At 37.6% G+C, this 14,418-nt stretch carries 12 protein-coding genes; 7 read left to right on the top strand and 5 right to left on the bottom strand.

The genetic code is table 11. The features are described from left to right. The first annotated feature begins 106 nt into the window (after positions 1-106). The 4 genes from BLT04_RS14690 to BLT04_RS14680 are packed head-to-tail and all read left to right on the top strand — an operon-like array spanning position 107 to position 2,368. Positions 107-358, top strand: coding sequence for a hypothetical protein (locus tag BLT04_RS14690; protein WP_089756549.1), 252 nt, complete (start codon positions 107-109; stop codon positions 356-358). Positions 359-392: 34 nt separating this feature from the next. After that, entirely contained in the window at positions 393-557 is a 165-nt protein-coding gene (locus tag BLT04_RS18960; RefSeq protein WP_170828489.1) for a hypothetical protein, read from the top strand. Between the two features lie 11 nt (positions 558-568). Further along, positions 569-2,074 carry a MauE/DoxX family redox-associated membrane protein gene (locus tag BLT04_RS14685; protein WP_139166256.1) on the top strand — a complete coding sequence of 502 codons (1,506 nt, stop codon included), beginning with the start codon at positions 569-571 and terminating at the stop codon, positions 2,072-2,074. A gap of 24 nt (positions 2,075-2,098) precedes the next feature. Next, complete coding sequence (locus BLT04_RS14680; protein WP_089756547.1) at positions 2,099-2,368, top strand: DUF6520 family protein; 270 nt, start codon at positions 2,099-2,101, stop codon at positions 2,366-2,368. Between the two features lie 206 nt (positions 2,369-2,574). Here BLT04_RS14680 and BLT04_RS14675 read toward each other — a convergent pair whose 3' ends face one another. The 5 genes from BLT04_RS14675 to BLT04_RS14655 all read right to left on the bottom strand — a co-directional run bounded on the left by BLT04_RS14675 (position 2,575) and on the right by BLT04_RS14655 (position 11,922). Then, positions 2,575-3,822 (bottom strand): hypothetical protein, encoded by a 1,248-nt coding sequence (locus tag BLT04_RS14675; RefSeq protein WP_089756546.1) that lies wholly within the window; start codon positions 3,820-3,822, stop codon positions 2,575-2,577. 50 nt (positions 3,823-3,872) lie between these two features. Next, positions 3,873-4,694: a hypothetical protein gene (locus BLT04_RS14670; RefSeq protein WP_089756545.1), complete on the bottom strand. Its 822-nt coding sequence runs from the start codon at positions 4,692-4,694 to the stop codon at positions 3,873-3,875. A 203-nt stretch (positions 4,695-4,897) separates the two neighbouring features. Further along, positions 4,898-7,501, bottom strand: a complete 2,604-nt coding sequence (locus BLT04_RS14665; protein WP_089756544.1) for an alpha/beta hydrolase family protein — start codon at positions 7,499-7,501, stop codon at positions 4,898-4,900. Then, complete coding sequence (locus tag BLT04_RS14660; RefSeq protein ID WP_089756543.1) at positions 7,488-8,873, bottom strand: RagB/SusD family nutrient uptake outer membrane protein; 1,386 nt, start codon at positions 8,871-8,873, stop codon at positions 7,488-7,490. The genes BLT04_RS14665 and BLT04_RS14660 overlap by 14 nt, the downstream gene beginning before the upstream one ends. Before the next feature lie 40 nt (positions 8,874-8,913). Continuing rightward, positions 8,914-11,922, bottom strand: a complete 3,009-nt coding sequence (locus BLT04_RS14655) for a SusC/RagA family TonB-linked outer membrane protein (RefSeq protein WP_089756542.1) — start codon at positions 11,920-11,922, stop codon at positions 8,914-8,916. Between the two features lie 663 nt (positions 11,923-12,585). Here BLT04_RS14655 and BLT04_RS14650 point away from each other — a divergent pair. From BLT04_RS14650 to BLT04_RS14640, 3 genes are read left to right on the top strand one after another with little or no spacing between them, the layout of a single operon-like run. Next, positions 12,586-12,873, top strand: a complete 288-nt coding sequence (locus tag BLT04_RS14650; protein WP_089756541.1) for a helix-turn-helix domain-containing protein — start codon at positions 12,586-12,588, stop codon at positions 12,871-12,873. 40 nt (positions 12,874-12,913) lie between these two features. Then, entirely contained in the window at positions 12,914-13,942 is a 1,029-nt protein-coding gene (locus tag BLT04_RS14645) for an HNH endonuclease family protein (RefSeq protein WP_089756540.1), read from the top strand. Further along, entirely contained in the window at positions 13,942-14,307 is a 366-nt protein-coding gene (locus BLT04_RS14640) for an HIT family protein (RefSeq protein ID WP_089756539.1), read from the top strand. The genes BLT04_RS14645 and BLT04_RS14640 overlap by 1 nt, the downstream gene beginning before the upstream one ends. Positions 14,308-14,418 lie beyond the last annotated feature (111 nt).

Raw genomic sequence — 14,418 nt, 5'->3', positions numbered from 1 at the left:
TATTCCTTTTTTCAAACCTCGAACTCTTCTAATTTCGACATCAGAATTCTAATCAAAACCGGCCGGGATCACTTTTTTAAACCATTACAAATTATTACAAATCATTATGAAAAAGTATATCTCACTTATATGTATTACGGCTGTATTCGGCTTACAGTCCTGCGAAAGAAACGAATCTGTCTCTAATGTTTCGCAACAGATCCAGGAAAGAAATGAAGTTCAGAGCAACAAAGAATCTGCAAGGGCCCAGAACGTCCTGACTGAAGAAGAGGGTTATGAAAATAGGGAAACGGGCGACGATGATGAACCTAAAAGGGATAAGCAGCATTGGAGGATTGTCAGGGATACGATCTGGTAATTAGGATTTCTGTACCACTGATAAACTTTCCAAAATGGAAAACCAAAAAGTACTATTAAACACAGGAAAGAAATGTACTGTAAGCGGAGAATGGGAAATTGAAGGTCGGATCAGTACAGTTGTATATGTCTCAAAAGGCGAAGCAATGCCCGGATATTGTGGGAAGAGCGTCAAATGGATTTTAGTCAGAAAAGGATAAATACCAAAGTTATGAAAACCATCAGAACAAGATTTGTAGAATTCACAAGCTATTTCTTTATACTGCTGTTCTGTTATGCCAGCATCAGTAAAATAATGGATTTTGAGAATTTCCAGATACAAATTGCACAATCACCTCTCCTGAGTGCCTATGCAGTTTTTATCACATATGGAATTTTGATCCTTGAGCTTTTAGTTTGTTTCCTTTTGATCTCTGAAAGAACTAGGTATATCGGTCTATATGGATCCTACATTCTAATGGTTTTATTTTCTATCTACATATATTTGATTCTGAACTATAGTGAATTTATTCCGTGTTCGTGTGGTGGCATTCTTGAAAATATGGATTGGAACACCCATTTGATTTTCAATCTGGTCTGTATACTGGCTACTGTCATTGCTATAATTTTTTCTGCAGACCATTACATAGTCAGCAGAACAAAGATCAGCTTAATCCTTGCACTAATAGCTTGTCTATGCTCGGCAGGAATGTTTCTTCTTTACAAGCAGTCAGAAAATATTGTACAGAGGGACAATGGTTTTCAAAGAAGATTTTTACAGCATCCTATATTGAAAAATGGCACTTATGATTTGAAAATCAATTCTTATTATATTGCAGGCTTCTACAATGACACTTTATTTTTGGGCAATTATACCGCACCTTTTTCCATTACAAAACTCACCCATCTATCTTCTCTGGAAAAATTTAATTTACAATTAGATCGAACAGATATCAAATTCAGAACACCCATATTGGAAGTCAAAGATAACAGAATATATCTGTATGATGGAACTGTACCCGTTATTTTTGAAGGACATACAGGTTCGAGTTACCTAAAAGATCAAAATGTTGGAAAAACGTACTTCAGGAAAATACAAAATATTGATTCCAATCATTTTCTCATAGGAGCTTTTAACAGATTTGAACAGGTACAGGTTTTAGGAGTCATTTCCAAAGACCGCAAAGAATCGCTGAAACTAAGGACAGATCTTCTGGAAAAAAGAAATGAAGGTTTTTTTGAACCGGACGGGCAGTTGAATTATGATGCATTTACCGGAAAGGTCGTGTATGTTTATCATTACAAAAATAATTTTGTAGTCACCGACCGTAACCTTACATCAAAAAACGTATTCAAGACGATTGATACCGTTAGAACACCAGTATTGGGATTATTTGTTTTACCTGACGGGAGCAGAAAGCTGAACAATCCGCTGGTGGTCAATAAAAGATCTTTCGCCTACAAGGGCGTGCTTTTCATAGAATCTGACCGGAAAGGAAAACTTGAGAAGAACAGGGGGAGAAAAGCAGTCATTATTGACCTGTACTCCACTCAGGAACAAAAATATCTTGGAAGCATCAGTGTTCCGAACAGATATGAAAAGCAACGGATACAGTTTGCAATAAATAAAGACCAGCTGTATGTAATTATTGAAAATGAACTGATCAGATATCGTTTTGCGCAAAACATCACTAAACATTTCATTTCAGGGGAAGCCGAAAACCTGAACAAAGAGTAGGCACCAATAACAAATTTTATCATCATGAAAAAAGTGAGAAAAATCGCATTGCCTTTGGCTATCCTCTTAATTGGGGCAGGCAGTGCGTATGCTACCAATGTAGCATCTGAATCAAAAGCTATCGAAGTTTTTGGCTATAAGTATGATCCTGCAAACCCGGAACAACCCTGTGAAATGACCTCTCAACGCTGTGAAACCATCAATACGGGTTTGAGCTGCACTGTAAGTGATCCATCAGGAGTTCATAACTTATTCAACGAAGGATGTGAATCTGAGCTCTTCAGAATACCTTAATCTACACATTTTAAAATCATAAAAAGAAGGGTGCTATTCAGCACCCTTCTAAGTTTATATCATAAGAGTAAATTTCAAAAGTTTTTAAATGCCTAATTATTGATTTGGTAGTACTTCAAAACTAGAATTTTTAAACATAGGTGAATTTTACAAAAAAGTTATAGACTATCTGTCTCATCATCACTTTTCATCAAAAAAATAAACTATCATCTGGTATTATATTTTTTGTAATCATCATCTGTCAATTCATCAAATTTATAGTGTAAAGGACTTTCCTTTTTATCATAGTCTATAAAAAAGTTGTCAACTAAAGTTGCTGGAATATTTATTATGTTTGTGGCTAGATCAGCGATATCCTTGCAATTACTATGGTGCTTTATAATCTTACTGTGATAATCTTCAAAATTAATTACTTCGACAATTAAATGTGAATAAACTTGCTTGCTAACATAGGCGCCTGGCAAAATATGCTCGAAAGTATGTTTATTTTTTTTAAAGTAGTCATTGGTAGAATGCTCTTTGATTATATTGTCAATGGCTTGAAAGTGCATACGCCATTGTGTTAAGATTTTTCTGTTTCTTCGGAAAACTATAGCACTATCTATCGCTTCTAAATTTCTTATATTCAAAGATATATCCTGCTTATATTTCTCCGAGCTCTCATAATCTGCTGATGTCATACTGTCAATCCCATCAATAGTGCCGACCGAAACTTGCAATTTACGTTGGTCCATGGGAGTCAACGAGTCGAGAGGCTTACCAACTTGGTATAAATAGGTGGTAGGAATATTTTCTTTAGAGTAGATATATTTTATAACATTTTTATAATCTTCGTAAATGGGATCACTATTAATAAAGGTGGTAGGTTGAGAATAAGGGTCTATTTTCACATTATACAATAGAAACTGCGCTGAATTAAGGAGAAATAAATTGACCAAAAGCATAAAAACTGCCTTCTTTTTATTTCGCTCTATTGAAAATGACCAGAAGAATATGACAAAAAGAGTCACAGCAAATAGTATTATGCTTGCTAAATATAGAAGAACATAATTTTCATAACGTATATAATTACTGTAAACTATAATTTCTACAGGAGTAAACGAAAAGAGAACCAATGCCAGAAAAATTATACTTTTCTTCAGATTAAACTTTTTGGTTACAATTTTAGAGGAAATAATAAATAGCAATAAGATAGAAAATTGTCCTAAAATTCCATCAAGAGCAAGATTCAAATTAGACTGCAGTTCATTATCACTTTTATTTGCCAGAAAGTAAAAAGAATTACTAAAAATAAAGTAGAACAAAAACTGTGAAAAAATATAGCTGGGATTTTGAGTTGATATTCTTTCAATTGTACGATAAGGATATCTATAAAAATAAAGCAGATCTTTTAACCACCTAATGAAGTTTTCTACTGTAAAATCCCCAAAAAGCTTTTCAAACATTTTATCCATATTTCATTATTTTATTTAGCGACTAATCTAGAAAGATGTTCGACAATTGTTTACTTTTTTGATTCCTCTTGTTTATTTTTTTCTTCAATATTAAAATTCATGAGTGACTTTATTGAATAAATAAGCAGGGACAGAAGATTCGAAAATTTAAAATCTAATTGTGCCGATAATGCATGAACTTTATCAAAAGCCAAAAATGTTACGAAAGATTGTAGAATCGCTACATCATAATTTGTATTATTATAGAGTGATCGACCTTGCAGTTTATGGATATTCATGACTATCAGTAGAATTACATAAATTGAGTAAATGAGAAATTTTATGATATTCTGTGATGCTACATAGTCTGTTAAAGCATTCAATTTAGCGTTTTTAGCAAACGAATAATTTTTTGTGTATAATGAAGAAAGCCATTGAACAAATTTTCTCAACTTACCATTAAACAGAACTGCGATAAAAACAGCAGATGTAAAAATGATATATATTTTTAACTCATTAGGTAAAATTAGTATTTGGAAATAGGAAAGTATCTTTAGAATCAATCCCGGTATAACAAAACTAATCATCAGGTATAGGCTGTACTGAAACAGTAACGTGATCATTGGAAGGAGTATTCCAGCGATCGCAATCACTAGAAACAAAGGTGTGAGATAAATATCAACGCAAAGTTGTAATTTTTTATTTTTATAATTTAGGGATATTAAAAGAAGAGTACAGCTGGTTGTTATGTAAATTATCGGCAGCCATATCCAAGTAAGTTTAATCTCCACCTTATTTGAAAGATAGTAAGTGAGATAAAACACTGCTGTCATCAAGGTAATTAATAAAGCAACTATAATCCCAGAAATAATTTCTTTTGAGTTCTTTTTCAATGTATTAGTTTTCACCGAATATACGAAAATGTAAAAAATAAAAATCAATAGCACCACATTAAATTTATTACAACAACTTATCAAGCTTTCATATTTTTAGGCTTCATTATAGTCCTTCATGGCACTTCGGATTTTTATTTTATGAAATGTTATGTAGACAATTTTGATTACACTTATTGATAGGGATCATAAAAAGAAAGGTGCTATTCAGCACCCTTCATTTGTTTCTTGACCCACAAAATATCTCTTTGATCTTTCAAAAAATAACTGAACCAATCCAGCACTCTCAGCGTAAGATCTTTCTGAGCCTCCGATGTTGAAAGAGAATGTCTTTCTTTCTCATAAAAGAGTGCAACAACCGGCTTTCGGTATTTTCTCAGGGCGATGTATAATGATCTGATCCCTTCAGGGCTAACATTACCATCTTCTTTTCCAGCCCAGAGAAGCATCGGAGCATTTATATTCTGAGCATACATGATAGGATTATTTCTAATGTACTTTTCAGGGTTTTCAGCCACCGTATATTTAAAATTATTCTGACCGCCCTCATATCTATAATAATCCGGTGCATTGAAGTTTTCATTGAAAGCATAATAGGTGCGGATTATATCAGAAACTGACGCACCCGATATATACGCCGCAAATCGCTTGGACTGCGTAGCGATAAAATTGGTTTCATAACCTCCGAAAGACTGGCCCATCAATCCTATCCTATCCATATCTACATTCTCAATTTTCTGCAATTCATCCAAGGCATTATTGACACTTTCAAGTGCGGAAATTCCCGGTCCTTTGTCAGAATAAGAAATATCCGGAAGCAGTACTACAAAATCCTGTTCTATCAACAATGCGATGTTCAATCCTGTACCATTGGCAAAAGATGGTCTCAGAAACCTATTGGTCAGATATTCCTGCTTTTCATAAATATGAACAACGACTGGATATTTCTTTGATCGGTCATAATTTAAAGGCATATACAAAGTTCCAGTGATCTGTTCACCGTCAGCACCTTTATAACAGATTTTTTTTACCTCTGCCCTTTCGCTCTGTTTTATTGCAAGATTTGAGACATACAATGTTTTGCTCTTCTCATTACTTCTTTTGATCTTTACAGCAGGAAGTTGATTGTAGTTTTCCTGAATCCAGTAAAAATCATCTGTATACTTGATCTTTGCAAATTCAGTGATATGATCTTTCGTAGGAGGAATGATCACGGTCATTTTGTTATCTTTAAACCAGCCATAAGATTGCGTATTGGTCATCGGATTGCTTATTTTCAACAGAAGTCCCTGCTTGATGTCTATATACCTAAACTCTCTGGGATATTGCAACTCGGTTGAAATCCTTTCAAAATTCAGCAATTCAACAAAAGAATCTTTAAACTGATAAAGATCTGTTTTCAAATTACTTCTGAGATCCATACGGTAGACTTTTCCGCCATCGGTCCACAAAGCCTCGTGTGATGAGGTAAAGTAAGGTGTCGCAATTGCAGAAATATCTAATTCTTCCAATCTAAGACTTTGCGTATCAAATAGTTTCCACCCATCAGAATGCTCAATCAACAAATATTGTCCACTGGGAGATATTACTACCTTCTTCTGAACATCAGCAACGAAAGTATAAACATCAGTTACGGAATTCCATAAATAAAGTCTATCAGATCCATTACCAGCCGCTTTGTCCATCACATCCACCTGATATTTGTCCACAGCGTATTTCAGATACAAAGCATTTCCAAGTGCCGTTTCTCCAAAGTAATCAGGATGGGTAAGCAGAGTCTGCTCACCCTTCAAAGGATTCCAGTCGATCTGTACAGCCTTCCGGGTTGCACGCACATTCTTCGACAAATTAAAATCGGTACCGTACCAGACATCAACCAATCCTTTTTCTTTTGGAACCAAACGTGTTAATTTAAGGATCAATCTGTCGTCCGCTCGTGAAGTAATGACTGACATATCTTCGTAATCAACATACCGATCATCCTTAAAAGCATATTCTCTAAGATCTTCAGTAATATAAATTCGTGAAAACTTTCCCTCTTTTCGGGTGTTGATCACAAATCCCCCTTCTTTCATTCCGGAAGGAAAGACATTTTTCAATTCATCTGCAGTTGAATAGAGCTTTATCAGACCTCTGCCCTTCATCACCCAAACTTCATTCAACTGTTCTAATTTTCTCCTAACAATGAGCCTAGATCCATTAAACGAGAAGAATGATACACGATCCAAGGTCTGCAATAGATTTCCGTCAGGTGTGTAAAGTTCTAACTTGTTCTGCTCTTCCTTATTGTAATGAACCAGCAAAACATTATGTTTCTCATCATAATCAATGGTCTTCACATTCAGATAAACCGTTGATCTACCAGAGCGAAGGTCAATATATTCCATTCTGTTGCTACTGATGACCCCTACATGGTCTTTGACAAACATCCATCGGTTGATATCAGACCTTTCAATGACCTGCTTTGGGTTGGCTGTATTCTGGATGATCATCTTTCTTTTTTTTCCGTCACCGGTATCAGAGTAATATCCCAGCCATCTTCCGTTATCCGATGAACTTACCATTTTAACCTCTTCCGTTTCATCCACGAGCCTCTCCAGTTTTTGATAGTCCTGCCCTTTGACCCTTACCGAAATCAATGCTGAAATGAAGAATAAAAAAACAACAACAATTGATAATCTGATAAGATATCGATCATAGACTTCCGTCAGACAGTTCATAAGATCCTTAAAAAAACGAACTCTTTTCAATATACTCAAACACCATACTGCACCATTCTCCTCATTATCCCGCTTAGTACCCATCATTCTGAGGTTTCAGATTCGCATTCAGCAGCATTTCCTTTTGCGGAAGCGGCCAATACTGATGGAAGATCTGCCAGTTCGGTTTTACAGGTTTCAGCAGGCCAAGCTGGCCCCATCTTTTCAGATCCAGAAATCGACTGCCATGTTCAATAAAAAACTCTTTCCTTCTTTCATCTTTTATTTCATTCATAGCCTGTACCTGAGAAAGCGAAGTAGTTAATGCTGCAAGTCCTGCCCGTTGTCTGGTACGATTGATAAAAGGAACAGCCTCGCTTATTTTATTTTGCTTCACCAGGGATTCAGCCAGCATCAGGCACACATCTTCAAGACGATAGACGACCGAATACTCTGTCGTATTTGTAGCAGTGGTGATCTTGTATTTGGTCTGCTTGTAGTTGACCTGCGACCCGAAGGACACAGCTGTAAAATAATGCTGTCTTCGAAGATCATTCGCCGCAAAAGAATTGATCAGATCAGGATTCAAGATAAAAGCTCCCGGCGCTGAGACAAAATTATAGACACCGGCTTCTTTGGTGGGGTCATTGTTGTTCTTTGGCTTCAGCTGCCAGATGATATGGGGACTGCTTTTCAGGAATACCTTTGATAGATCGCTCTGGAAAGTGAATCCGGAAGTCTGCAGGATGGTCTGACACAATACTTCAGATTCCTGCCACTTTCCAAGGTTCATCTTTAGTTTCGCCAAAAGCACATAACCCACCGATCGGTTAGCATAGATCCTTTCCGCATTGCGGTAAGTCGACGGCATCAGGTTCACCGCCTCCGATAGATCCGTTTCCAGCTTTGTTAGAAACTCATTCATCGGCATTCTGGCCAATGTCGTATTATATACATAATCCGTCGTGTCGGTATAAGGAACCTCACCGTAGATCTGGTACAGATAAAAATACTGCAGACACCTGATGAACAATGCCTCGCCTGTTATCCGGTCTTTCACCTGCAATGAAAGGCTTTTCGACTTTTCAACACCTTCAATGATGCTGTTGGCCATATAGATCTGCTGATAGGCATTGTTCCAGATGGAACTCGCCGAGGTATTGGTCGCCAGCAGCTGATTATTGTAAACATCCACTATCCCGTTACTGCCTGTGGTGGAAACACAGGTGATGTCATCAGTGTAGGTCCCCAAAGCAAGACCTGCACCGTCAGCGGTACCCGAAATGACGGAGTTATTCCAGAGTCCCGAATACAGCCCTGCCAGTGCTGCTTCGGCAGTCTGTTCATCTTCAAATACAAGCTCTGTTGCAAGCTGGTTATTTGGAAAATCAGTTTCTATTAATTTTTCACAGGATACTGTGCTCAGCAGAACAGCCAGGACCATTGAAACCGTTATTTTTATGGTAAGTAAATTTCTCATTATAGTATTGATATTTTATTGATTAAATAATCCCAGGAGATCAGAAGGTCAGCTGAAAACCTACAGAATAGGTCTTAAGCGGCGGAAGATATCCTGTCAGTATAAACTCCGGATCCAGCCCGAAATAATTGGTGATGGTCAAAAGGTTCTGTCCCTGCACATACACCATGGCTTCCTTGATCCCCATTCTTTCGACAGGGATTCGGTAGTTCAACTGCAAATTTTTCAGTCGGATATAAGACGCATCACTCACTGCGGCCGTTGAGTTCTGAAACAACGCGTGCAGCGAACTTTTCTGAGGATCGTATCCCGCAGAATAAGCCATATACGTCCCTCCAGGATTAGAGGCTGACCAGACATCCAGCACTTCAACAGGCTGATTGCTCAATGCTCCTGGGATCAGCATCTGACGGTTATAATTCCAGTTTCTCTGCTTCACGAACTGAACGAGAAAAGAAGCCGACCAAGGTCCGAACCTGAAGTTATTCGACCATCCTCCGAACATTCTCACGCCCAGTTTCTCAACCACCCTGTTATCATCAGGACTTGTGACCTTGCCATCCCCGTTGAAATCCTTAAAACGATACAGTCCCGTAGTAGGATCGATACCATCATACTGATACACCTTTGCGATGGTGGTCGGATATCCTACCATATACTGACTGGCATAAGTAGAACCCTCAAGATTCGGAAAGTCCACCAGGACATTTCTAGGGATGCTGAGGTTTAAAGAAGTATCATAGCTGAATCGTGAAGACCTGACCACCCGAAAGGAGGTATCGAACTCCCAGCCTGTATTTCTGACCTTTGCAGGAAGATTGGACTGTATGGAAGCAAATCCCGTAGTTGCAGGAAGCGGGATTCCCACCAGCTGATTGGATGAGGTATTATCATAATAAGCCCCTGAAAAATTAACCCTACTATTCCAGAATCCCAGTTCCAAGGCCACTTCCTTCTTCACAGTTTTCTCCCAGCTGAAATTGGGATTGTACAGTCTTGAGGGATTTAATGCCGTCACGCCATTGTAGATATTTGATGAGACGGTATAGGTGTCCAAGTACTGGTAATCCCCTATCTTGTCATTCCCTGAAGTGCCGAGACTTCCACGAAGCTTACCTAAACTCAGCCATTTCAGATCCTTCAGCAACTTTTCCTCTGAGAACAGCCACGCCGCTCCCACTGCTCCGAAGTTCCCGAAGCGGTTCGCAGGTCCGAACCTGCTCGATCCGTCACGTCTTCCTGTTAGGTTAATGATATACCTCCTTTTCAACTGATAATTGAACCGTGCAAATACAGCGGTATAGTTATACTCCGTCTGAAGCTGATCCGAAATGGTCTTTGTCTTTGCCGTCCCTATATTGGAGATCAGCTGATTGCTTTCAAATCCTGTCCCCTGTATCGCACCCTGATCGGTGTTGGTCTTCTGCAAAGTGCTCCCGATCAGCATTTCAAAACGATGATCTCTGAAGGTATAATTCGCTACAATCTGCGGTTCCAGAATATATGAGAAGTTGGTCTGATTGTTTTTGGAGGATACAGAATTCAGGCTTGTCAATCCAGAAACCGGTGTGTACATCGTATGAGGTTTCAACGAACGCTCCTCAAAATTCTGATAGGTGATCCCGCCATTCATTTTCAGAGACAAGAACGGAAACAATTTATAGGTCATATTAAGCCCATTGTTAAAATACGCCGTCTTATTCAGGTATTCACTACGCAAAGAACCAACAGGATTGGTGAACGTTCCATTTTCCCAGTTGACATTTCCATCTGATGTATACAGTGCAGGTGCATTCGGACTCAGCATGATGCTACGTCGGGTCAGGTCTTCATTCTGAACATTGTTGCTGTTGAATGATAGGCTATTGACCAAAGTAAACTCCAATCTTCGATCCGGCGTAAAATAGCTGAAATTACTGTTGATGTTATTCGTCCTGTATCTGAAATCCGCAGGAAAAACGGTTGTCTGTTCCGTATGACCATAGCTGATCTGATAGGATGTCGTTTCAGAACCACCACCCAAAGACAGCTGCACCGCATAGGCATCAGCCGTTTTGCCGATGAGTTCCTGCTGCCAGTCCGTGTATCTGTTCTGATCCCATTTACCATTGACATCATACATCGTCGCAGGAATCGCAACATTGTCATTCTGAAAACCCTGCCTCCTCATCCCCAGATACTGCTCCGTATTCATCATCTCCATCCGCCTTGCAATATTGCTGAGCGAGTAGGAAGTATTCAGCTTCAGTTCAGACCTCCCCTTCTTACCTTTCTTCGTGGTGACAATCACCACTCCATTTGCACCACGACTCCCATAGATCGCAGTGGCATCAGCATCTTTCAACACCTCAAAACTCTCAATATCATTCGGATTGATCGCATTCAAAGGATTGATGGAAGACCACGGCAGAATAGACGAACTATACAGCGAAGGCGTTTCAGAAGTCTGAGGCACACCGTCAATGATATACAAAGGCTCATTCCCCTCACGACGGATACTGTTCTTGCCCCTTATCTGAATATCAAATCCACCTCCCGGTACTCCCGAGTTCTGCGTAATCGAAACCCCGCTCATTCTCCCCTGCGCTGAAGCAAGGACATTGGTGACTGGCTGGTTCTCAATATCCTTTACCCCAATCTTAGCAATACTCCCCGTTCTCTCCTTATCCCGAACCTTATAATATCCTGCATTAAGAACCACCTCCTCTATTGCTTTCTCTTTAGCATTAGGATTCTCCTTACCCAATGAGACATCAACAGCTACTCTATCTCCTAAAGAAACTTTTCGTTCAGGATAATCAGGATGCTTAAATACAAGAATAGAATTCTCACCTGACACCTGAACCCTATAAATACCTGAACTATTAGTAGTAGCAACCGTATCACTACCCTCCTGAAATATACTTACCCCTGAAATTGGTTTATTATTAGTATTATCTGTAACAGTGCCTGTGATCACACGCATCTGCCCTATTGCTACGCCGGAGGCGAGCAAGGTGAAGCCAAAAGCCAATTGGATATGACTCAGGCTGCAAAAGTTTTTTTTCATACTTTTGAATAGATTTAATTCGTTAAATTTTAGGCTCTCTTCTGCACTGCGTAAATTCCACAATACTTATAGTGCTAAGAAGAGGGCTTTCTTGTTTCTATGGTTAGTTCTTCTTTACACTTTCTGTTCCTTAAAAATTCAGTTTTATTTTTAGCATAGACATAGTTTACTGCGATGATGCTCAGGAGGAAGTCTCATTAAAGACATAGCAAAACCTCCTGCCCCAGCACATCTTAAAAAATTAATATGAATGAAATTTGTGTCCCGTGTAAGCTTTAAAGCCGCAATGAGTTGTACACCCCATTGTATCGTGCAGTCTGATACTATATCTTGAGGAAGCGGCTTAGTTTTAATTGTAGAGAAAAGCGGACAGCATTGAGAATAAAAACGGCGTGAAACTCTACAAATCAGCTTTTGAGGCACTGGTATACCATGAGACAGATAAGAGAGCTCACGCCTAGGTCGTGAGCTTAATACTTATCCTCTTGTCTCAATTAAAAATTACCAGTTTTCAAAAGCAAGATTCTAAGCAATAGCTTCTTAATTTCTTTGAAGTATCGCAAAATTACTTTAATAAATAATCTTTTCCAAATATAAAACAATTTTCTAAATACAGGACTATAGTCCTTAGTTTTTTATTGTGATTTTGCATCAATTTGTTATATGCACGATACCTTAGACGAGATAGAACGTTATATTATTACAAAAATTAGAGACATCAGAGAAGAAAAAGGTATAAGCCAAACTTCTCTATCGTTAGCTATTGGAAAAAGCACAAGTTATATTTCAGATATAGAAGCGCAATCAAAAACTGCAAAATACAATGTCAAAAGTTTAAATTTGATAGCTATTGCTCTTGGATGTTCAATCAAGGATTTTCTTCCGGATAGTCCTATACGTGAAGATAAATATGATTTTGTAAAAGAAATTGAAATAGAGAAAAAATCCTGATGAGAGTTGAGTCAACTCAAAGTGCAAATTCATTCCACAAATGTGCCTAAATTTCCAAGAAAATGACCCAAGTTTAGAATCACAATGGAGGGCAATTATATTGTTTGGGAAGAATTCTGCGACATATAAATTTGCCTTTGGGAAAATACTTTTAGAATTAGCTTCGAAAGAAACAAACACTTTTTCACTTAAAGAAATCTCGCCGCTTTTTGTAAATAGCATTTTAGAACATCTCAAAAAAAACGATAAACAAGGAAACTCTCATTCTAGTACATTTTTAAATGCTTGTCGAAAATACAACAATGGCGATATTGATTATGATAATCTGCTAAATGTTACGGAAAAATATGGATTTGTAAATGTTGTTGATGCGTTTCAAAATGTAAATGGAGGGATTATCGCAAACAAATTTTACGAAAAAGATTACAACGGAGCCAACAAAAAGATTGTATTAAGAGATGAATTGTTGAACCTCAAGGAAAGTATTCAATTTACCAATTTCAATGAAGAGGTAGAAGCAAGATGGAATCTTGTAGAAACTGCTTGGAACCTAAAAGTAAACCCAAATCTACTTGAGGTAAAAATTGATGAAGATTTGCAGACGCTATTTATTGAAAGTGATTTTATGAGAAGAAAAGATATCTCCTCTGCAAAAGCTTCGTTAAATGGATATCAGAAAGGTAAATGCTTCTATTCTTTTCAGGATATTTCAATAAACTCGGGAGATGAGAATTTGTGCGCGATCGACCATTTTTTCCCTCATGTTCATAAAACCAAGATAAATGAATCGGGTGCAAATGTAAATGGAATCTGGAATTTGGTTTTATCGGATAAATTTGTAAATCTTTCGAAGAGTGCAAAAATTCCCGAAATAAAATACTTGGAAAGGCTACACACTAGAAATGAATTCTACATTGCAAGCAAACATCCCTTGGGAGAAACAATAGTAAATCAGACTGGAAGAACTTCATCAGACAGAAAACGTTTCTTACAAAAGCAGTACGATTTATCAGTAAATTTATCGCTTCAAAAATGGAAACCTATAATTGAACTCCAACCTCTTTTCTAATGAAAGATTTCACCACAATATCTAACGATAGAATTTTATACAAAGGAAAATATTTCTTCATAATAGAAGATGGTTTTCCTGTGTCCCCAGGTCATTTATTAATAATTTCAAACGAAATTAGAAAGGATTTTTTTGAACTTACAGATGAAGAGAAAAATGACCTCCCAAAAATGATTGAAAAAGCTAAAGAACTTATCTTAGCTAAACATCAGGCCGACGCATACAATATAGGAATGAATTGCGGAGTTGACGCAGGACAAACAGTTTTTCATTTCCATTGCCATCTAATTCCAAGATACAAAGGAGATATGGAAAATCCAAGAGGTGGTGTTCGCCACGTTATTCCGAGTAAGGGAAGTTATTAGAATTTAGTTACTTAGATTTTTTTTTGTTATTACGGAAAAGCATAATTTCATGATTTAAAACCTGTTTACCTTTACTTTTATTAACAATCAATTTATTTGGTCAGCTATGAT

Source organism: Chryseobacterium soldanellicola (assembly GCF_900100115.1).
Classification (GTDB): Bacteria; Bacteroidota; Bacteroidia; order Flavobacteriales; family Weeksellaceae; genus Chryseobacterium; species Chryseobacterium soldanellicola.
Note: the sequence above shows the minus strand (reverse complement) of the source record. Positions and strands in the feature narration are given on the sequence as shown.